Raw genomic sequence first — 19,488 nt, 5'->3', positions numbered from 1 at the left:
GACTGAAAAATCAGATTTCCCCTACTTGAAACTTCGATCTCCCCTTCAAGAATCAAAGCATTCGACTACAGACTTTCCTTTCAAAAAAAAATCGCAGGCACAAAAAAGGCCCGCTTCCGGGTAGGAAACGGGCCGTTTTCTTGTGAGCCTCAGCTCATTCCCATCACTTGTTCAGATGGAAATCCTTCTCGGCCGCTTCAAAGCGCTGAACCATGCCGGCGCTCGGCTGGCCCATCAGGCTGACGAAGTAGATCGCCAGGCTGGCGAAGATGAAGCCCGGGATGATTTCGTACAGACCCAGCAGCTCGAAATGCTTCCACACGATCACGGTGATCGCGCCGACCAGGATGCCGGCCAGTGCGCCGTCACGGGTCATTTTCTTCCAGATCACCGAGATCAGCACCACAGGACCGAAGGCTGCACCGAAACCGGCCCAAGCGTAGGACACCAGACCCAGTACACGGTTGTCCGGGTTGGCGGCCAGAGCAATGGCGACCAGCGCAACCAACAGCACCATGGCACGACCGACCCACACCAGCTCAACCTGAGAAGCGCTCTTGCGCAGGAAAGCCTTGTAGAAGTCTTCGGTCAGGGCGCTCGAGCACACCAGCAACTGGCAGCTCAGGGTGCTCATAACCGCCGCGAGAATCGCCGACAACAGCACGCCTGCAATCCACGGGTTGAACAGGATTTTCGCCAGTTCGATGAACACACGCTCGTGGTTCTCGGTCACTGGACCCGCGACTTCCGGGTGCGCCGAGAAGTAGGCGATACCGAAGAAGCCCACGGCCACGGTGCCACCCAGGCACAGGATCATCCAGGTCATGGAGATGCGACGGGCGTTGGCGATCGACTTCACCGAATCAGCGGCCATGAAGCGCGCCAGGATGTGCGGCTGGCCGAAGTAGCCCAGTCCCCAGCCCATCAGCGAAATGATGCCGATGAAGGTGGTGCCCTTGAGCATGTCGAAGTTGCTTGGGTCCTGTGCTTCGATGGCCAGGAACGTGGTGTCCACACCGCCGGTGGCCAGCAGCACGATGATCGGCGTCAGCAGCAGGGCGAAGATCATCAGGGTGGCTTGTACAGTATCGGTCCAGCTCACCGCGAGGAAACCGCCGACGAAGGTGTAGGCAATCGTCGCCGCAGCACCGGCCCACAGCGCGGTCTCGTAGGACATGCCGAAGGTGCTTTCGAACAGACGGGCGCCGGCCACGATGCCGGAAGCGCAGTAGATGGTGAAGAACACCAGAATCACGACTGCCGAAATGATACGCAGCAGACCGCTTTTGTCTTCGAAACGGCTGGAGAAGTAGTCCGGCAGGGTCAGCGCATCGCCGTTGTGCTCGGTTTGAACACGCAGACGGCCGGCGACGAACAGCCAGTTCAGGTAAGCACCGACGATCAGGCCGATGGCGATCCAGCTTTCGGACAGACCGGACATGTAGATGGCGCCCGGCAGGCCCATCAGCAGCCAGCCGCTCATGTCGGAAGCGCCGGCGGACAATGCGGTCACCACGCTGCCCAGGCTGCGGCCGCCCAGAATATAGTCGGAAAGGTTGTTGGTGGAGCGATAGGCCATGAAGCCGATCAGCACCATTGCTGCGATGTAGATCACGAACGTGATCAGGGTTGGATTGCTTGCGCTCATTACGTACGTGCCCTGGCTTTGTTTTTATGTAGCGGCGGCAGTTGCACCGTTTACAGACTGACGTCTGACAGACGATTCGCACGGCCGCGCATTTATGACCAATGTTTCCCCAGGAAAGCCATTGGCCGGTAAACCGGTTTTCCCGGTTGCACCTTGGGCGCGAATCCTATGCAACAAAGCAAAAGAGGTGCAACCAGTTTCTTGGGAATTAGTTGCACCTGCGTCGGATTTTCCACCGAAAACTGCCGATTTTGCGCGACTCCGGTGCATTAACACCCGTTCATCTGCCTTGAAAGCACCGATCTAGAGCGGCCATCGAAAAGCTGAAATTTATTCCTGACAAGCTGCCGAATATTCCGACAAAAAAAGGGTTGCACCCGGTTGCACCTCTTTCGGCTCGCAGCTAATCTTGCCGCCAGCTGTTGTCGCGCAACTGCGGCACCTATGAGGATAAAAATATGGCTACCACCACCCTTGGGGTCAAACTTGACGACCCGACCCGCGAGCGCCTGAAGGCCGCCGCAACCTCGATTGATCGCACACCGCACTGGCTGATCAAGCAGGCAATTTTCAATTACCTGGAAAAACTCGAGGGTGGTGCAACCCTGACCGAGCTGAACGGTTTGACCGCCAAGGACGCCGACGACGCGGGCGAAGTCCACACCGATCACGCTCACCAATGCTTCCTCGAATTCGCCGAAAGCATCCTGCCGCAATCGGTGCTGCGCGCTTCGATCACTGCCGCTTACCGTCGCCCTGAGCCGGAAGTGGTGCCGATGCTGATCGAGCAGGCTCGCCTGCCGGCACCGATGGCCGAAGCCACCAACAAACTCGCCGCGACCATCGCGGAAAAACTGCGTAACCAGAAGAGTGCCGGCGGTCGTGCAGGCATTGTTCAGGGTCTATTGCAGGAATTTTCCCTGTCGTCCCAGGAAGGCGTGGCGCTGATGTGCCTGGCCGAAGCGCTGCTGCGTATCCCGGACAAAGGCACTCGCGATGCGCTGATCCGCGACAAGATCAGCACCGGCAACTGGCAGCCACACCTGGGCAACAGCCCGTCGCTGTTCGTCAACGCCGCGACCTGGGGCCTGCTGCTGACCGGCAAACTGGTGTCGACCCACAACGAAGCCGGCCTGACTTCGTCCCTGAGCCGCATCATCGGCAAGAGCGGCGAACCGATGATCCGCAAGGGCGTCGACATGGCCATGCGCCTGATGGGCGAGCAGTTCGTGACCGGCGAAACCATCGCCGAGGCCTTGGCCAATGCGAGCAAGTTCGAAGCCAAGGGCTTCCGCTATTCCTACGACATGCTCGGTGAAGCGGCGCTGACCGAACACGACGCCCAGAAGTACCTGGCCTCGTACGAACAAGCCATTCACTCGATCGGTAAAGCGTCCCATGGCCGTGGGATTTATGAAGGCCCGGGCATCTCGATCAAGCTGTCAGCCCTGCACCCGCGTTACAGCCGCGCCCAGTACGAGCGCGTGATGGACGAGCTGTACCCGCGCCTGCTGTCGCTGACCCTGCTGGCCAAGCAATACGACATCGGCCTGAACATCGACGCCGAAGAAGCCGACCGCCTGGAGCTGTCGCTGGATCTGCTCGAGCGCCTGTGCTTCGAGCCGCAACTGACTGGCTGGAACGGTATCGGTTTCGTGATCCAGGCCTACCAGAAGCGTTGCCCGTACGTGATCGACTACGTGATCGACCTGGCGCGCCGCAGCCGTCATCGCCTGATGATCCGCTTGGTGAAAGGCGCGTACTGGGACAGCGAAATCAAGCGCGCCCAGGTCGAAGGTCTGGAAGGCTATCCGGTCTACACCCGCAAGGTGTACACCGACGTTTCCTACATCGCCTGCGCCCGCAAACTGCTGTCGGTACCGGAAGTCATCTACCCGCAGTTCGCCACGCACAACGCCCACACCCTGTCGGCGATTTATCACATTGCCGGTCAGAACTATTACCCGGGCCAGTACGAATTCCAGTGCCTGCACGGCATGGGCGAACCCTTGTACGAGCAGGTTGTAGGCAAGGTTTCCGAAGGCAAGCTGAACCGTCCGTGCCGCGTGTACGCTCCGGTCGGCACCCACGAGACCCTGCTGGCGTATCTCGTACGTCGTCTGCTGGAAAACGGCGCCAACACCTCGTTCGTCAACCGTATCGCCGACCAGTCGATTTCGATTCAGGAGCTGGTGGCCGATCCGGTGGCACAGATCGAGCAGATGGCAACCGTGGAAGGTGGCTTCGGCCTGCCGCACCCGCGCATCCCGCTGCCGCGTGACCTGTATGGCTCCGAGCGCGCCAACTCTGCCGGCATCGACATGGCCAACGAACATCGTCTGGCGTCGCTGTCCTGCGCCCTGCTGGCCACCGCGCACAACAACTGGAAAGCCGCGCCGATGCTCGGTTGCGCCTCCAGCAACGAAGCGCCGGCACCGGTGCTGAACCCGTCCGATCTGCGTGACGTGGTCGGCCATGTGCAGGAAGCCACGGTCGAAGACGTCGACAACGCCATTCAATGCGCCCTGAACGCCGCACCGATCTGGCAGGCCACCCCACCCGCCGAACGTGCGGCGATTCTGGAACGCGCCGCTGACCTGATGGAAGGCGAGATCCAGCCGCTGATGGGCCTGCTGGCTCGCGAAGCCGGCAAGACCTTCGCCAACGCCATCGCCGAAGTCCGCGAAGCCGTCGACTTCCTGCGTTACTACGCGGTGCAGGCGCGCAACGATTTCAGCAACGACGCCCACCGCCCACTGGGTCCGGTGGTGTGCATCAGCCCGTGGAACTTCCCGCTGGCCATCTTCAGCGGTCAAGTCGCCGCCGCACTGGCCGCCGGTAACCCGGTACTGGCCAAACCGGCCGAACAGACTCCGCTGGTCGCCGCACAAGCCGTGCGTCTGTTGCTCGAAGCCGGGATTCCGGAAGGCGTGCTGCAACTACTGCCGGGTCGCGGTGAAACCGTCGGCGCCGGCCTGGTGGGTGACGAGCGCGTCAAAGGCGTGATGTTCACCGGTTCCACCGAAGTAGCCCGCCTGTTGCAACGCAACATTGCTGGTCGCCTCGACAACCAGGGCCGTCCGATTCCGCTGATCGCCGAAACCGGTGGCCAGAACGCGATGATCGTCGACTCTTCGGCCCTGACCGAACAAGTAGTGATTGACGTGGTGTCGTCGGCCTTCGACAGCGCCGGTCAGCGTTGCTCGGCCTTGCGCGTCCTATGCTTGCAGGAAGACTCCGCTGATCGCGTCATCGAAATGCTCAAAGGCGCGATGGCTGAAAGCCGCCTCGGCAACCCGGAGCGTCTGTCCGTAGACATTGGCCCGGTGATCGACGCCGAAGCCAAGGCCGGTATCGAGAAGCACATCCAGGGCATGCGCGACAAAGGTCGCAGCGTGTACCAGGTGGCCATTGCCGATGCCGAGGAAATCAAACGCGGCACCTTCGTCATGCCGACCCTGATCGAACTGGAAAGCTTCGACGAACTGCAACGCGAGATCTTCGGCCCGGTGCTGCACGTGGTGCGCTACAAGCGTAAAGAGATCGACCAGTTGATCGCCCAGATCAACGCCTCCGGTTATGGCCTGACCCTCGGTGTGCACACCCGCATCGACGAGACCATCGCCAAGGTGATCGACAACGTCAACGCCGGTAACGTCTACGTCAACCGCAACATCGTCGGCGCGGTGGTCGGCGTCCAGCCGTTTGGTGGCGAAGGCCTGTCGGGTACCGGTCCGAAGGCCGGTGGCCCGCTGTACCTGTACCGTCTGCTGTCGACGCGTCCTGCCGATGCCATCGAACAATCCTTCGCTCGCGGTGATGCTGCCGCAGCACCGGACGTTCGTCTGCGCGACGCCATGAGCAAACCGCTGACCGCCCTGAAAGCATGGGCCGACAGCAACAAGTTCGCCGACCTGAGCACCCTGTGCGTGCAGTACGCAGCGCAGTCGCAAAGCGGTATCACCCGCGTACTGGCCGGCCCGACCGGCGAGAAGAACAGCTACGCGATCCTGCCGCGCGAGCACGTGCTGTGCCTGGCGGACATCGAAGGTGATCTGCTGCCCCAACTCGCTGCAGTACTGGCGGTAGGCGGTTCGGCAGTCTGGCCGGAATCCGACACCAGCAAGGCATTGTTCGCACGCCTGCCGAAGGAAATTCAGGCGCGGATCAAACTGGTTTCCGACTGGAACAAGGACGACGTGGTGTTCGATGCGGTTCTGCATCACGGCCATTCCGACCAGTTGCGTGCGGTCTGCCAGCAGATCGCCAAGCGTGCCGGCGCCATTGTCGGGGTTCAGGGCCTGTCCCAGGGCGAAACCAACATTGCGCTGGAGCGCCTGGTGATCGAGCGCGCGTTGAGCGTCAACACCGCAGCGGCGGGTGGTAACGCCAGCCTGATGACCATCGGTTAATCAGCGACTCTGCCAGCCACCTGAAAATGGGCGCCCTCACCAGCGCCCATTTTTTTGGCCTCTCCATCACCGTTATCAATCTTCCTGTTCAGCCTTTATTCGCACGCCTAGACTCGGCCCATTCCAAAAAAAGGTAGGCCGCCATGTCCGAGACGTTGCTCAGTTCCCGCAATCTGGCTTTCGAGCTGTACGAAGTCCTCGATGCCGAGGGCCTGACCCGGCGCGAGCGGTTTGCCGAGCACAACCGCGAAACCTTCGATGCCGCCATCGGCACGGCGCGCAACATCGCCGAGAAGTACTTCGCGCCGCACAACCGCAAGGGCGACGAGAACGAGCCGCGCTACGAGAACGGTCAGGCAATTCTGATTCCCGAGGTGAAACCGGCGGTGGATGCCTTCCTCGAAGCCGGATTCCTCAACGCTGCACGCAGTTTCGACGCCGGCGGCATGCAACTTCCTACGCTGTTGTCCCAGGCCTGCTTCGCCCACTTCCAGTCGGCGAACGCGGCTTCGACGTCGTATCCGTTCCTGACCATGGGTGCGGCCAATCTGATCGAAAGCTTCGGCACCGAAGAGCAGAAACAGCGCTTCCTGCAACCGATGATCGACGGCCGCTTCTTCGGCACCATGGCCCTGACCGAACCTCATGCCGGTTCGTCGCTGTCGGATATTCGTACACGCGCAGAACCAGCGTCCGACGGCACTTATCGCCTCAAGGGCAACAAGATCTTCATTTCCGGCGGCGATCACCCGCTCTCGGAAAACATCGTGCACATGGTGCTGGCCAAACTGCCCGATGCGCCGGCCGGGGTGAAGGGCATTTCGCTGTTCATCGTGCCCAAGTTCCTGGTCAACGATGACGGCAGTCTCGGCAAGCGCAACGACGTGCTGCTGGCCGGGCTGTTCCACAAGATGGGCTGGCGCGGGACGACGTCCACAGCGCTGAACTTCGGCGATAACGGCGAGTGCATCGGCTATCTGGTGGGCAAGCCGCACCACGGTTTGAGCTACATGTTCCAGATGATGAATGAGGCGCGGATTGGCGTCGGCATGGGCGCGGTGATGCTCGGTTACGCCGGTTACCTGTACTCGCTGGAGTACGCTCGCGAGCGTCCACAGGGCCGGGTGCCGGACAGCAAGGACCCGACGACGGCACCGGTGGCGATCATCCAGCACGCGGATGTCAGACGCATGCTGCTGACGCAGAAGTCCTACGTTGAAGGGGCGTTCGATCTCGGTCTGTATGCGGCGCGACTGTTCGATGACACCACCACGCTTGAGTCCGAAGCGGAGCGCAAACAGGCCCACGAACTGCTGGACTTGCTGACCCCGATCGTCAAATCCTGGCCGTCGGAGTTCTGCCTGAAGGCCAACGAACTGGCGATCCAGATTCTCGGCGGCCACGGTTACACCCGCGAGTACCCGGTGGAGCAGTACTACCGCGACAATCGCCTGAACCCGATCCACGAAGGCACTCACGGCATTCAGTCGCTGGACTTGCTGGGACGCAAACTGGCGCAGAACGGTGGCGCTGGGCTCAAGCAGCTGATTCGCCTGATCGCCGACACGAGCGAACGCGCGGTGGCGTACGCATCGTTGACCGCATTGCGTGAGCCGCTGGAGAAACTGGTGGCACGCCTGCAGAGCGTGACCATCGGTCTGCTGACCGATCTGGCACAGGGCAAGGTCAACAGCAGTCTGGCGAATTCGGCGCTGTACCTGAAAGTGTTCGGGCATGCGGTGATTGGCTGGCGCTGGCTGGAGCAGGCAATTCGGGCCCAGGAAGGCTTGGCCAAGGGGAATGCGGCGGATGTCGACTTCTATAAGGGCAAGTTGCAGGCGGCGCGGTATTTCCTGACCTGGGAAGTGCCGGGTTGCCAGCATGAGCTGACGTTGCTGGAGGCGCGGGATGATACGTGTCTGGCGATGCAGGATGCGTGGCTCTAAAGCCGGCCCTCACCCCAGCCCTCCCGAAACGTCGGACCGCCCGGAGGGAGAGGGAGCCGACCGCATAGTTTTGCGAGGTACATCGACCTGAACGACCGAGTCGATTATGGATTCAAAACCGATATTTCAAGTCGGTGAACCTCTTCAATATCCCCCTATCCGTCCCCTCTCCCTCCGGGAGAGGGCTAGGGTGAGGGGCTTTTCAGATCCAGCACTCAACTCAACTTGAACCCACCCATCTGCCGCGCCAGGTCATCCGCCAACCGCTGCAACATCTGACAATCCTCACGACACGCCCGAACCTCCCCCGCCGTCGCCCGGGCCAGATCGGAAATCCCCTGCACGTTGCGGTTGATCTCCTCGGTCACCGCCGACTGCTCCTCGGTCGCCGTCGCCACCTGGTGGTTCATGTCACTGATGCGCTCGACCTGCCCGGTAATCGCAGTCAAAGAGGCCCCGGTACGCTGGCTCGACTCAACCCCAGTCCCCGTCGCGGCCTGCCCGGTGCGCATCGAAGACACCGCATTCTCCGCGCCCTGCTTGAGGCTGCCGATCATCTGCTGGATCTCGTCGGTTGAAGCCTGGGTGCGGCGCGCCAAGGTGCGCACTTCATCGGCCACCACCGCAAAACCACGCCCCATATCGCCGGCTCGAGCAGCCTCGATGGCAGCGTTTAACGCCAGCAGGTTGGTCTGCTCCGACACCCCGCGAATCACCGCCAGCACCTGATCGATCGACGCCACTTGATGCGCCAATTCACCCACTGCTCCCGCCGCGACGCCGATTTCATCGGACATGCTTTCTATATGGCGAATCGAGCCGCCAACCACTTCCCGCGCCTGCATCGCTTCATCGCGCGCAGTTTGCGAGGCGAGCGCGGCATTGCCGGCGTTCTGGGCGATTTCCTGCACGGTCAGACCCATTTCGTGGACGGCGGTGGCAACCATGTCGGTCATTTCCTGCTGCCGGCCGGAGCGTTCGGCGGTGTTATCCACAACCCTGGCCACCTGACCGACGGCAACGCGCAGTCGCTCGCTGGTGGTCAGCACTTCGCCGATCATCCCGCGCTGGCTGTCGAGGAAACGGTTGAAGCCCCGAGCGAGGTCGCCCAGTTCATCGGCGCGGCTGGAATCTAACCGGTGAGTCAAATCTCCACCACCGCTACCGATTGCTACCAGTGCAGCTGTTACCTGACGAATCGGCCTTACCAACCCTTGGGCCAGCCAGATCACCAGCGCCAGGCAAACCAGCGCCACCGCCAGACCAATGCCGCTGCTCATCCACATCGCCCGGCGAGCTTCGGCGTAGATCTGCGACTGTGGCACTTCGGCCACCAGGGTCCAGCCGAGGTCGCGCAAAGGCAGGCTGAAGGCGAGGAAGTCTTCGCCGTCGCGCTGGAAGCTACTGTTGGTCGCCACCTTATGGCCCAAGACCGCTTGTGCAGCGCTGGCGCCAATCTGCTCCGTGAGGGTGCGCTTACCGCTGAACTGCGCCTCGGGATGGACCTGGATCAATCCGTCGGAACGCACAAGATAGACCTTCCCTCGCTCGCCGAAGCTGAAGTTGTGAATCAGCTCGGACAGCTCTTTCATGCTCAATCCAAGACCCGCCACGCCGACCACTTTGCCGGCCTGCTCCACCTTCAAATCAATGAACAGCGCCAGCTCTCCGGTAGCCCCGTCGTTGTCGATGTTCAGGGTTCGTGGCTGATTGCTGTCGAGGAAAGAGTAGAACCACGCATCGGCCGGTTTGTCGCGACTGAGGGTCCGATCCAGGCCTTTTTCGGTGATGTAGTGATTGGATTCGGTGCCGATGATCAGCGCGGTAAACGCCTTGTGTTCGGCGCGGATGCCTTCCAGATACTGCGCGAAGCCCGCCGTTTTGGTGGAGTCCTCACCATTGGCCAGCCAGTCGCGGACCATGGTGTTGCTGGCGATGTCTTTGGCGGCGGTCAGGGGTTGAACGAGGATTCGTTCGATGTCGTTGCGCGTCGCTTCGATGCTCGACGGCAGGGCCTGTTCGACCAGATAGCTCTGGGCGAGGCGGTTGACCACCAGGGTATAAATGCCAACCACGATCAGAATGCTGACCAGCAGGGCGGTGCCCATGCCGAGGATCAACTGCCATTGAATACTGCGACGCCAGAACTGCATGGAGCACCCCCAAAGAATAAGAGGCTGAAACACTGCAACAGCCGTGCCGATTGTATACAGCGCAATCGACAATCTTATTCTTTGGTTGTGCGCAACCCATCAACCCTGATTGATGGTCTTGGCGATGGTCTCGACCGTGGCGCTGACTTGCTCTTGGTAACGCTCGAGTTCTTCCTGATGCTGCTTCTTCATTTCAATCTGCTGGGAGCACAGATTCATCGCCGCCAGCACCAGCAGGCGGTCGCCGATCAGCGTCGGGTATTTCTTCTTGGTGTCGGCCAGTGCGGCCTTGAGCATCAATGCGGCGTCCAGCAGGGTCTGTTCTTCCCCGGCCGGTGCCTTGATCGAATAGTCCTCCCCCATGATGGAGATGACTTTTACCCCTGCTGTACCGTGGTTCATGCGCTGACAGGACCTGTGTTGACGCGATCAACCAGGGCCTGGATGCGCGCGGCAGTGGCGCCGTGCTTTTCTTCCTGTTCCATCAGGCTCAGTTGCAGGCTTTCGTTTTCATCCTTGGCCTGGGCCAGTTCCATGGACAGGGTCTGGTTGGTTTCCGACAGGGTCTGGTTCTGTTGCACCAGGTCGCTGACGAGCTGTTCCAATTGGCTGAGGGATGCTTCCAACATTTTGATCTTCCAGGGCTTTTTCAAAGGGCGCGTACGATAAAGAAAAGTCGTCGTTGACGCCAGGGTTAAACCGGCGCAAGGCCTTGATTTTCCTGGCGGCTCGACCGTTCTCGCGAGTCTTAGAGACTGTGATCTGCCGATCTGGTTCCTGCACTTCGTCGCCCGCCCCCTCATGCGACAAATACGCGCACCGCCTCAAGACTTTAGTCGTATGACCGATAAGTCATCCAACAGCAGTCTCAGCCCGCATGGATGCGGCCCTTCCTGGTATACGCCCCCATGTCCCTTCGCAATATGAATATCGCCCCCCGGGCGTTCACCGGCTTCGCCCTGATCGGCGGCCTGATGCTGATTCTCGGCGTGTTCGCCCTGAACCAGATGAGCAAAATCCGCGGCGCCGCCGAGGACATTTCCTCCAGCAGCGTGCCAAGCATCAAAAACCTTGACGAATTCACCCAGCTGACCTTGCGTCTGCGGGTGCTGTCGTACCGTTTGCTGGTGAACCGCGAGCCGGACGTCCAGCAGAAAACCATCGAGCTGCTGGAGATGCGCAACCAGCAGATCCGCAAGGCTCAGACCGATTACGAGCCGCTGATCGGCAGCCCCGAAGAGCGTGCGGCCTACGACCAATACGTGCAGTTGCTGGGCCAGTACCGCCAGATCGAAGACCGGATGAAAACCCTGTCGCGCAACAATCAGTTCGATGAGCTGCGCAACCTGCTGAACACCCAGTTGCTCGACAACTCCGAAGCGATGAACACCGTGCTCAACCGCTTGATGCAGATCAACGGCCAGCAGATCAGCGAAACCAACCAGCAGGCCGCCGACCAGTATTCCTCGGCCTTCAATCTGGTGGTAACCCTGCTGGTGATCGCCACCGGCCTGACCTTCCTGTTCGCCTGGTTGCTGACCGCCAGCATCACCAAGCCGATCGCCAAGGCACTGGACGCGGCGGAAACCATCGCCGAAGGCAACCTGACCCAGCCGATCCACGTCGACGGCACCGACGAAGCCGGTCGCCTGCTGGCGGCCATGGCCAAGATGCAATCGAAGCTGCGCGACACTCTGCAGCGGATTTCCGGCTCGGCCACCCAACTGGCCTCCGCCGCTGAAGAGCTGAACAGCGTCACCGACGAGAGCGCCCGTGGCCTGACCCAGCAGAACAACGAAATCGAACAGGCCGCCACCGCGGTCAACGAGATGACCAGCGCCGTGGAAGAAGTTGCGCGTAACGCAGTCAGCACCTCGGAAGCCTCGAAGAACGCCACCACCTCCGCCGGCGACGGTCGCGATCTGGTGCAGGAAACCGTCAGCGCCATCGAACGCATGAGCGCCGACGTGCAGAGCACCGCGACCCTGATCGGCGATCTGGCCAACGAATCCCGCGACATCGGCAAAGTGCTGGACGTGATTCGCGGCCTGGCTGACCAGACCAACCTGCTGGCCCTCAACGCTGCAATTGAAGCGGCCCGCGCCGGTGAAGCCGGCCGTGGTTTTGCCGTGGTGGCCGACGAAGTCCGTGCCTTGGCGCACCGCACCCAGCAGTCGACCAGCGAAATCGAACGCATGATCGGCAGCATTCAGAGCGGCACCGAACACGCCGTGGACTCGATGCGCAACAGCACCGAGCGTGCCGAGTCGACATTGAACATCGCCCGTGGCGCCGGTCTGTCGCTGGACACCATCAACACCGCCATCGTCGAGATCAACGAGCGCAACCTGGTGATCGCCAGCGCCGCCGAAGAGCAGGCACAGGTGGCGCGGGAAGTGGACCGCAACCTGGTGAACATCCGCGATCTGTCGGTGCAATCGGCGACCGGCGCGAATCAGACCAGTGCGGCGAGCAACGAGCTGTCGCGCCTGGCGCTGGATCTGAACAATATGGTTGGGCGGTTCAGCCTGTAATTTTGAGATCAAGATCAAAAGCTACCCCCTCACCCCAGCCCTCTCCCCCTAAAGGTGGCGAGGGGGAAAGGGAGCAGATCTTCGTGCGTTTCAAGACCTGAGTTCGACTCGCTATTTCAGGTCGATGTAACTCGAGAGAGCCACTCGGTCAGTCCCCTCTCCCTCCGGGAGTGTATGTACCGGAGACATGGTGGACAGGTGTTCGGAGACATGGTGGACACTTTTAAATAGACACATTGCTCATCGCGAAGGAGATGGCCTGTGTCTTGGGAAGAGGTGTCTACCGTGCAGCTACGTACAGAATTCGTGCTTTTGGCTCGGCAAGAAGGGGCCAATGTTCGGCAGCTTTGCCGTCGATTCAACATCAGCCCAAGCACTGCCTACAAATGGCTCAGCAGGTTTGAAAAATCAGGGGCCGAGGGGCTGAACAATCAGTCACGACGACCGAAGACGTCCCCAAACGTTGTGCTGACGAGGTGGAGAAGCAGATTCTGACCGTGAGTCAGGAGTACGCGGCTTGGGGCGCTCGCAAGCTCAAACGCGTGCTGGAAGACAAAGGTTTAGCGATGCCTTCCGTCAGTACTGTGCATGCAGTTTTACAGCGTCATTCGCGCGTTGATCCAAAGGCTGCTGAGATCAAACCGTTTATCCGGTTCGAGCATGAAGCGCCCAACGATCTCTGGCAGATGGACTTCAAGGGCCATTTCAGCCTGAGTCAGGGGCGTTGCCATCCATTGACGATACTGGACGATCACTCGCGGTTTTCGATGTGTATCGCCGCGTGCGCCAATGAGCAGCGCGACACCGTCCAGGAGCATCTAATCCGGGTCTTTCGGCGTTACGGCTTGCCTTTGCGCATAACGATGGACAACGGTTCGCCCTGGGGTGACCAGACTGGGGTTTATACCGCGCTGGAAGTCTGGCTGATGGGTCAGGGCATCAAGGTAGGTCACTCCCGGCCTTATCATCCGCAGACCCAGGGAAAACTGGAGCGTTTCCACCGCAGCCTGAAGAGTGAAGTGCTGCAAGGTCGGCACTTCACGGACCTCAACAGCGCACAACAGGCATTTGATATCTGGCGTGATGTCTACAACCAGAAACGTCCTCATCAAGCGCTGGATATGCAGGTGCCGGCGACTCGCTACAGCAGCAGCCCTCGGGAGTATCAGGAGCAGCAAATGGCGCCGGAATACGCCGACGGAGATGTGGTCAGAAAGGTCCAGGTGAAGGGCGAGATTTACTGGAGGAACCGTGAATACTCAATCGGAAAAGCATTTCACGGGCTGTCGATAGCAATCAGGGAAACAGCGGAGGATGGCATCCACGATGTCTACTGGAGTAGACATCGTATCGCCCGAATCGACTTGAACTTGCAGATTGTTACGGCAGGTAAGAGGATCTAAAAACCGTCCACCATGTCTCCGAACATGTGTTCACCATGTCTCCGGTACATACAGGGAGAGGGCTAGGGTGAGGGCAGCGATCGCAAGCCGAATCCAAATCCCGAATCCCCCGCTGAAAAACCTTTTTGACAGCATCACATTTCAACAGGTTAGAATCGCTGGCACGCAGACTGCATGGTCAGTTTGTGCCCGTCTTTCCGCTTCTGGAGTACTGCCTTTGAATGCGACGACCATCAACAGCCTGTTCTTGATCGGCGCGTTGCTGGTAGGTGCAAGCATTCTTGTCAGTTCCCTTTCGTCGCGTCTCGGCATCCCGATTCTGGTAATCATCCTCGCAGTCGGCATGACTGCCGGGGTCGATGGTGGCGGCATCATTTTCGATAACTACCCGACGGCCTATCTGGTCGGCAACCTCGCGCTGGCGGTGATCCTGCTCGACGGCGGCTTGCGCACCCGGGTGTCCAGTTTCCGCGTGGCCCTGTGGCCGGCCTTGTCGCTGGCCACGGTGGGCGTCCTTATCACCACCGGCCTCACCGGCATGGCCGCCGCCTGGCTGTTCGACCTCAACCTGATTCAAGGCCTGCTGATCGGCGCCATCGTCGGCTCCACGGACGCCGCGGCGGTGTTCTCGCTGCTCGGCGGCAAGGGCCTGAACGAACGGGTAACCGCCAGCCTGGAAATCGAATCCGGCAGCAACGACCCGATGGCGGTGTTCCTCACCGTGACCTTGATCGACATGCTCGCCAGCGGCCAGACCGGCCTGCACTGGAGCCTGCTGACCCACCTGATCCGCGAGTTCGGCATCGGTGGCGTGATCGGCCTCGGCGGCGGCTGGCTGATGCTGCAACTGGTCAACCGGATCAACCTCGCCACCGGCCTTTATCCGATCCTGGTAATCGCCGGCGGTCTGGTGGTGTTCGCCCTGACCAACGCCCTGCACGGCAGCGGCTTCCTTGCCGTCTACTTGTGTGGTCTGGTGATCGGCAACCGTCCGGTGCGCAGTCGCCACGGCATCCTGCACATGCTCGACGGCATGGCGTGGCTGGCGCAGATCGGCATGTTCCTGGTGCTGGGGCTGCTGGTCACTCCGCATGACCTGCTGCCGATCGCCTTGCCTGCTCTGGGTCTGGCGCTGTGGATGATTCTGTTCGCGCGGCCGCTGTCGGTGGTGGTCGGGCTGCTGCCGTTCAAGGCTTTCCATGGTCGCGAGAAGGCCTTCATTTCCTGGGTCGGCCTGCGTGGCGCAGTACCGATCATTCTGGCGGTGTTCCCGTTGATGGCCGGGCTGCCGAATGCGCAGCTGTACTTCAACCTCGCGTTCTTCATCGTGCTGGTGTCGCTGCTGGTGCAGGGCACGAGTCTGCCGTGGGTGGCCAGACTGCTCAAGGTGACGGTGCCGCCGGAGCCGGCGCCGATCTCCCGCTCGGCCCTGGAAGTGCACATCACCAGCGAATGGGAGCTGTTCGTTTACAAGCTCGGTGCGGAGAAATGGTGCATCGGTTCGCCCCTGCGCGAGCTGAAAATGCCCGAAGGCACGCGTATCGCGGCCCTGTTTCGTGGTCAGCAACTGCTCCATCCGTCGGGTAGTACGGTGCTGGAAGTCGATGATTTGCTGTGTGTTATCGGCCATGAACACAACCTTCCGGCCCTCGGAAAGCTCTTCAGCCAGGCGCCGCAGCGCGGCCTCGATCTGCGCTTCTTCGGCGACTTCGTGCTCGAAGGAGACGCCCAGCTCAAAGCGGTTGCCGCCCTTTACGGCCTGTCGGCCGATGGCATCGATCCGGACATGACCCTGGGCCACTTCATCGCCCAGAAAGTCGGCGGTGCGCCGATCGTTGGCGACCAGGTGGAGTGGAACAACACCCACTGGACGGTTGCGGTCATGGACGGGAACAAGATCGCCAAAGTGGGCGTCAGATTCCCCGAAGGAAGTCGCCCGGGCCCCGGGCTCTTCCTCTAAACTGCGTCCACTCTCACTTGCTTGACCGGTCTCTATGCCTACCCTGCGCTCCTTTTTCGTCGCGGCCCTGCTGGGCCTGAGTCTCACTGTCGGCCCACTGCAGGCCGCCGAACCGCCGTCCAGCGACGCCGTACAGGCCAATCTGGACAAGATCGCCGACAGCAAACTGCCCGAGGCCGATAAAAAGACCCTGCAGACGATCCTGCAAAACACGCTGAACCAGCTCAACAACAAGCGTGACTACGAGCAGAAACTGGTCGATCTCAAGCAACAACTGGCCACCGCGCCGAAGCAGACCATCGAGAACACACGTGAACTGACGCGACTCAAAGCCACCCCTGCGGTGCCGGTGGCGCAGCGTTTTACCAAGGAAAACATCCAGCAGCTGGAACAGATGCTCACCGAGCGCTCGACCCAGCAAAGCGACCTGCAAAAAGCGCTGGCGGACGCCAACAGTCTGATTATCACTGCCCAGACCCGCCCGGAGCGTGCCCAGGCCGAAATTTCCACCAGCCAGACGCGCATCCAGCAGATCAACAGCATCCTCAAGACCGGCAAGGACAGCGGCAAGACCCTGAGCGCCGAGCAGCGCGACCTGCTCAATGCCGAGCTGGCAGCGCTCAATGCACTGATCCCTTTGCGTCGCCAGGAACTGGCCGGCAACAACCAGTTGCAGGATCTGGGCAACAGCCAGCATGACCTGCTCACGGAAAAATCCGATCGCCTGGACCATGAGATTCAGGAACTGCAAACCCTGATCAACCAGAAGCGCCTGGCCCAGTCTCAGGAGACCGTCACCCAGCAGTCCATCGAAGCGCAAAAGGCCGGCGGCAGCAGCCTGCTGGCCACCGAAAGTGCGGCCAACCTCAAACTCTCGGACTACCTGCTCAAAAGCACCGACCGCCTCAACGAAGTCACCCAGCAGAACCTGCAGACCAAGCAGCAACTGGACAGCGTGACCCAGAGCGACTCGGCCCTCGACGAACAGATCAACGTGCTCAAGGGCAGCCTGCTGCTGTCGAAGATTCTCTATAAACAGAAACAGTCGCTGCCGCGTCTCAAGGTCGACCGTGACCTGGCGGACCAGATCGCCGATATTCGCCTGTATCAGTTCGAAGTCAGCCAGCAACGGGAACTGCTGAGCAACCCGGCGGCCTACGTCGACAACCTGCTGTCCACTCAGCCGCCGGAGCAGGTCACGCCACAACTGCGCAAGAGCCTGCTGGAGCTGGCCAACACTCGCGCCGACCTGCTCGAGCGCCTGAACCGCGAGCTGAGCGCGGTCCTCAACGAATCGATCACCCTGCAACTGAACCAGAAGCAACTGCTGAGCACCGCGCAAAGCCTGCGCGCAACCCTCGATGAACAGATGTTCTGGATTCCCAGCAACAAGCCGCTGGACGCCGAGTGGATACGCGGTGTGCCAGAACGCCTCAAGCGCCAGATCGACACGCTGCCCATGGCGTCGAGCCTCAGTGAACTGACCGACGGCCTGACCCAGCGCCCGTTGCTGTTCCTGCCACTGGCGCTGCTGATCGGTGCCTTGCTGTGGCGTCGCAAGCAGCTGTATGCACGCCTGAACAAGGTTCACCAGGACATCGGCCACTTCAAGCGCGACAGCCAGTGGCACACGCCGCAGGCGATCCTGATCAACATCCTGCTGGCGATGCCGGTGGCGCTGGGGCTGGCGCTGTGCGGGCTGGCGCTGCAGATCGACGCCCGGGGTCAGAACGCCAACATGGGCGCCGCCCTGCTGCAAATGGGCCAGGCGTGGCTGGTGTTCTACACCGCTTACCGGATCCTTGCGCCGGGTGGCGTGGCCGAATTGCACTTCCGCTGGGAGAAACCGCAGGTCGAATTCCTCCAGGGCTGGGTGCGTCGCCTCGGCCTGGTGGTCATGGCCCTCGTGGCGGTGGTGGCGGTTGCCGAGCTGCAACCGGCGGCACTGGCCGATGACGTGCTGGGCATGCCGGTGGTGCTGACCTGCTACGCCCTGATGGCATGGCTGCTCAGTCGCCTGCTGATCAGCAGCCCGACTCACGAAAACGCCTCGCTGTTCCGCAAGGCCGTGGGGATCATGTTCACGCTGCTGCCCATCGCCCTGTTCGTCGCGGTGTGCTTCGGTTACTACTACACCGCGCTGAAACTCAGCGACCGCTTGATCAACACGCTGTACCTGCTGATGTTCTGGCTGGTGATCGAAGCCACTTTCGTTCGTGGCCTGGCCGTTGCGGCTCGACGTCTGGCCTACCAACGCGCCCTGGCCAAACGTCAGGCAGCGAAAGAGGCCGGCGACGGCGAGGCGGTGATCGAAGAACCGACCCTGGACATCGAAAAGGTCAACGAACAGTCCCTGCGCCTGATCCGTCTGGCACTGCTCGGCGGCTTCATCGCGGCGCTTTACTGGGTCTGGTCGGACCTGATCTCGGTGTTCTCGTACCTCGACAACATCACCCTCTACGAATACACCAGCGGCACCGGCGCCAACATGAGCATGGTGCCGATCAGCATCGGCGACATGCTCGGCGCGTTGATCATCATCGGCATCACCTTCGCCCTGGCACGCAACCTGCCAGGTCTGCTCGAAGTGTTCGTGCTGTCGAAACTCAATCTGGCCCAGGGCAGCGCCTACGCGACGACCACGTTGCTGTCCTACGTGATCGCCGGGGTCGGTTTCGTCTCGACCCTGTCGACACTCGGTGTGAGCTGGGACAAGTTGCAATGGCTGGTGGCGGCGCTGTCGGTGGGTCTCGGCTTCGGCATGCAGGAGATCTTCGCGAACTTCATCTCCGGCATCATGATCCTGTTCGAACGCCCGGTTCGGATCGGCGACACCATCACCATCGGCAACCTGTCGGGCACGGTGAGCAAGATCCGCATCCGCGCCACGACCATCACCGACTTCGACCGCAAGGACATCATTGTTCCGAACAAAACGTTCATCACCGGTCAACTGATCAACTGGTCGCTGACCGACACCATCACCCGGGTCACGCTGAAACTGGGCGTGGATTACGGTTCGGATCTGGATCTGGTCAAGGAACTGCTGCTCAAGGCCGCCCGGGAAAACCCGCGCGTGCTGAAAGAACCCGAGCCGCACGTGTACTTCCTCAATTTCGGCGAGAGCACCCTCGACCACGAGCTGCGCATGCACGTGCGCGACCTCGGTGACCGCAACCCGGTGATCGACGAGGTCAACCGCTTCATCAACCGCGAGTTCAAGAAACAGCACATCAACATCTCGTTCCGGCAGATGGAGGTGTACCTGAAGAACCTTCACGGCCAGGAGTACAAACTGGTGCCGATCGAAGACGACAGCAAAACCATCGTGCCCGTCAACGGCGAGCAAAAACCGCTGCAAGAGCCGCCGCCCGCCAAACTCGACTAACCCGGTCATTCCCAGCAGAATGCTCGGACATTCTGCTGGAGCCG

General features: G+C 60.9%; 9 protein-coding genes and 2 pseudogenes. 7 read left to right on the top strand and 4 right to left on the bottom strand.

Annotated features, from left to right (window positions below):
• Positions 1 to 163: 163 nt before the first annotated feature.
• The gene (gene putP / locus C6Y56_RS02235) at positions 164 to 1,648 is read right to left on the bottom strand and encodes a sodium/proline symporter PutP (RefSeq protein WP_169428546.1); all 1,485 of its coding nucleotides are present in this window, start codon (positions 1,646 to 1,648) and stop codon (positions 164 to 166) included.
• A 458-nt stretch (positions 1,649 to 2,106) separates the two neighbouring features.
• Between putP and putA the strand changes: the two genes are divergently transcribed.
• Together putA and C6Y56_RS02225 are read left to right on the top strand one after the other, a co-directional pair.
• Positions 2,107 to 6,060, top strand: a complete 3,954-nt coding sequence (gene putA / locus C6Y56_RS02230; RefSeq protein WP_169428545.1) for a trifunctional transcriptional regulator/proline dehydrogenase/L-glutamate gamma-semialdehyde dehydrogenase — start codon at positions 2,107 to 2,109, stop codon at positions 6,058 to 6,060.
• A 143-nt stretch (positions 6,061 to 6,203) separates the two neighbouring features.
• Complete coding sequence (locus C6Y56_RS02225) at positions 6,204 to 8,006, top strand: acyl-CoA dehydrogenase (RefSeq protein ID WP_169428544.1); 1,803 nt, start codon at positions 6,204 to 6,206, stop codon at positions 8,004 to 8,006.
• Positions 8,007 to 8,221: 215 nt separating this feature from the next.
• Here C6Y56_RS02225 and C6Y56_RS02220 read toward each other — a convergent pair whose 3' ends face one another.
• The 3 genes from C6Y56_RS02220 to C6Y56_RS02210 all read right to left on the bottom strand — a co-directional run bounded on the left by C6Y56_RS02220 (position 8,222) and on the right by C6Y56_RS02210 (position 10,788).
• Positions 8,222 to 10,159, bottom strand: coding sequence for a methyl-accepting chemotaxis protein (locus tag C6Y56_RS02220; RefSeq protein ID WP_169428543.1), 1,938 nt, complete (start codon positions 10,157 to 10,159; stop codon positions 8,222 to 8,224).
• A 99-nt stretch (positions 10,160 to 10,258) separates the two neighbouring features.
• Entirely contained in the window at positions 10,259 to 10,561 is a 303-nt protein-coding gene (locus tag C6Y56_RS02215) for a cell division protein ZapA (protein ID WP_064592966.1), read from the bottom strand.
• On the bottom strand, positions 10,558 to 10,788 hold the full coding sequence (locus tag C6Y56_RS02210) for a cell division protein ZapB (protein WP_169428542.1): 231 nt from the start codon (positions 10,786 to 10,788) through the stop codon (positions 10,558 to 10,560). The genes C6Y56_RS02215 and C6Y56_RS02210 overlap by 4 nt, the downstream gene beginning before the upstream one ends.
• A gap of 252 nt (positions 10,789 to 11,040) precedes the next feature.
• Here C6Y56_RS02210 and C6Y56_RS29495 point away from each other — a divergent pair.
• The 5 genes and pseudogenes from C6Y56_RS29495 to mscK all read left to right on the top strand — a co-directional run.
• Positions 11,041 to 11,790: pseudogene (locus C6Y56_RS29495) on the top strand (MCP four helix bundle domain-containing protein); the annotation flags it as partial.
• A 30-nt stretch (positions 11,791 to 11,820) separates the two neighbouring features.
• Positions 11,821 to 12,693, top strand: coding sequence for a methyl-accepting chemotaxis protein (locus C6Y56_RS29490; protein ID WP_371850982.1), 873 nt, complete (start codon positions 11,821 to 11,823; stop codon positions 12,691 to 12,693).
• A 261-nt stretch (positions 12,694 to 12,954) separates the two neighbouring features.
• Positions 12,955 to 14,096 (top strand): annotated as a pseudogene (locus C6Y56_RS02200) (IS481 family transposase).
• 217 nt (positions 14,097 to 14,313) lie between these two features.
• Positions 14,314 to 16,056 (top strand): potassium/proton antiporter, encoded by a 1,743-nt coding sequence (locus C6Y56_RS02195; protein ID WP_065259501.1) that lies wholly within the window; start codon positions 14,314 to 14,316, stop codon positions 16,054 to 16,056.
• A gap of 34 nt (positions 16,057 to 16,090) precedes the next feature.
• The gene (gene mscK, locus C6Y56_RS02190) at positions 16,091 to 19,444 is read left to right on the top strand and encodes a mechanosensitive channel MscK (protein ID WP_169428540.1); all 3,354 of its coding nucleotides are present in this window, start codon (positions 16,091 to 16,093) and stop codon (positions 19,442 to 19,444) included.
• The last annotated feature ends 44 nt before the right edge of the window (positions 19,445 to 19,488 follow it).

The organism is Pseudomonas fluorescens (genome assembly GCF_012974785.1).
Classification (GTDB): domain Bacteria; phylum Pseudomonadota; class Gammaproteobacteria; order Pseudomonadales; family Pseudomonadaceae; genus Aquipseudomonas; species Aquipseudomonas fluorescens_BT.
Note: the sequence above shows the minus strand (reverse complement) of the source record. Positions and strands in the feature narration are given on the sequence as shown.

Excerpts from the sequence above, each read along its gene's own strand:
- putP (WP_169428546.1), bottom strand. The coding sequence starts at position 1,648 with ATGAGCGCAAGCAATCCAACCCTGATCACGTTCGTGATCTACATCGCA.
- putA (WP_169428545.1), top strand. The coding sequence starts at position 2,107 with ATGGCTACCACCACCCTTGGGGTCAAACTTGACGACCCGACCCGCGAG.
- C6Y56_RS02225 (WP_169428544.1), top strand. The coding sequence starts at position 6,204 with ATGTCCGAGACGTTGCTCAGTTCCCGCAATCTGGCTTTCGAGCTGTAC.
- C6Y56_RS02220 (WP_169428543.1), bottom strand. The coding sequence starts at position 10,159 with ATGCAGTTCTGGCGTCGCAGTATTCAATGGCAGTTGATCCTCGGCATG.
- C6Y56_RS02215 (WP_064592966.1), bottom strand. The coding sequence starts at position 10,561 with ATGAACCACGGTACAGCAGGGGTAAAAGTCATCTCCATCATGGGGGAG.
- C6Y56_RS02210 (WP_169428542.1), bottom strand. The coding sequence starts at position 10,788 with ATGTTGGAAGCATCCCTCAGCCAATTGGAACAGCTCGTCAGCGACCTG.
- C6Y56_RS29490 (WP_371850982.1), top strand. The coding sequence starts at position 11,821 with ATGGCCAAGATGCAATCGAAGCTGCGCGACACTCTGCAGCGGATTTCC.
- mscK (WP_169428540.1), top strand. The coding sequence starts at position 16,091 with ATGCCTACCCTGCGCTCCTTTTTCGTCGCGGCCCTGCTGGGCCTGAGT.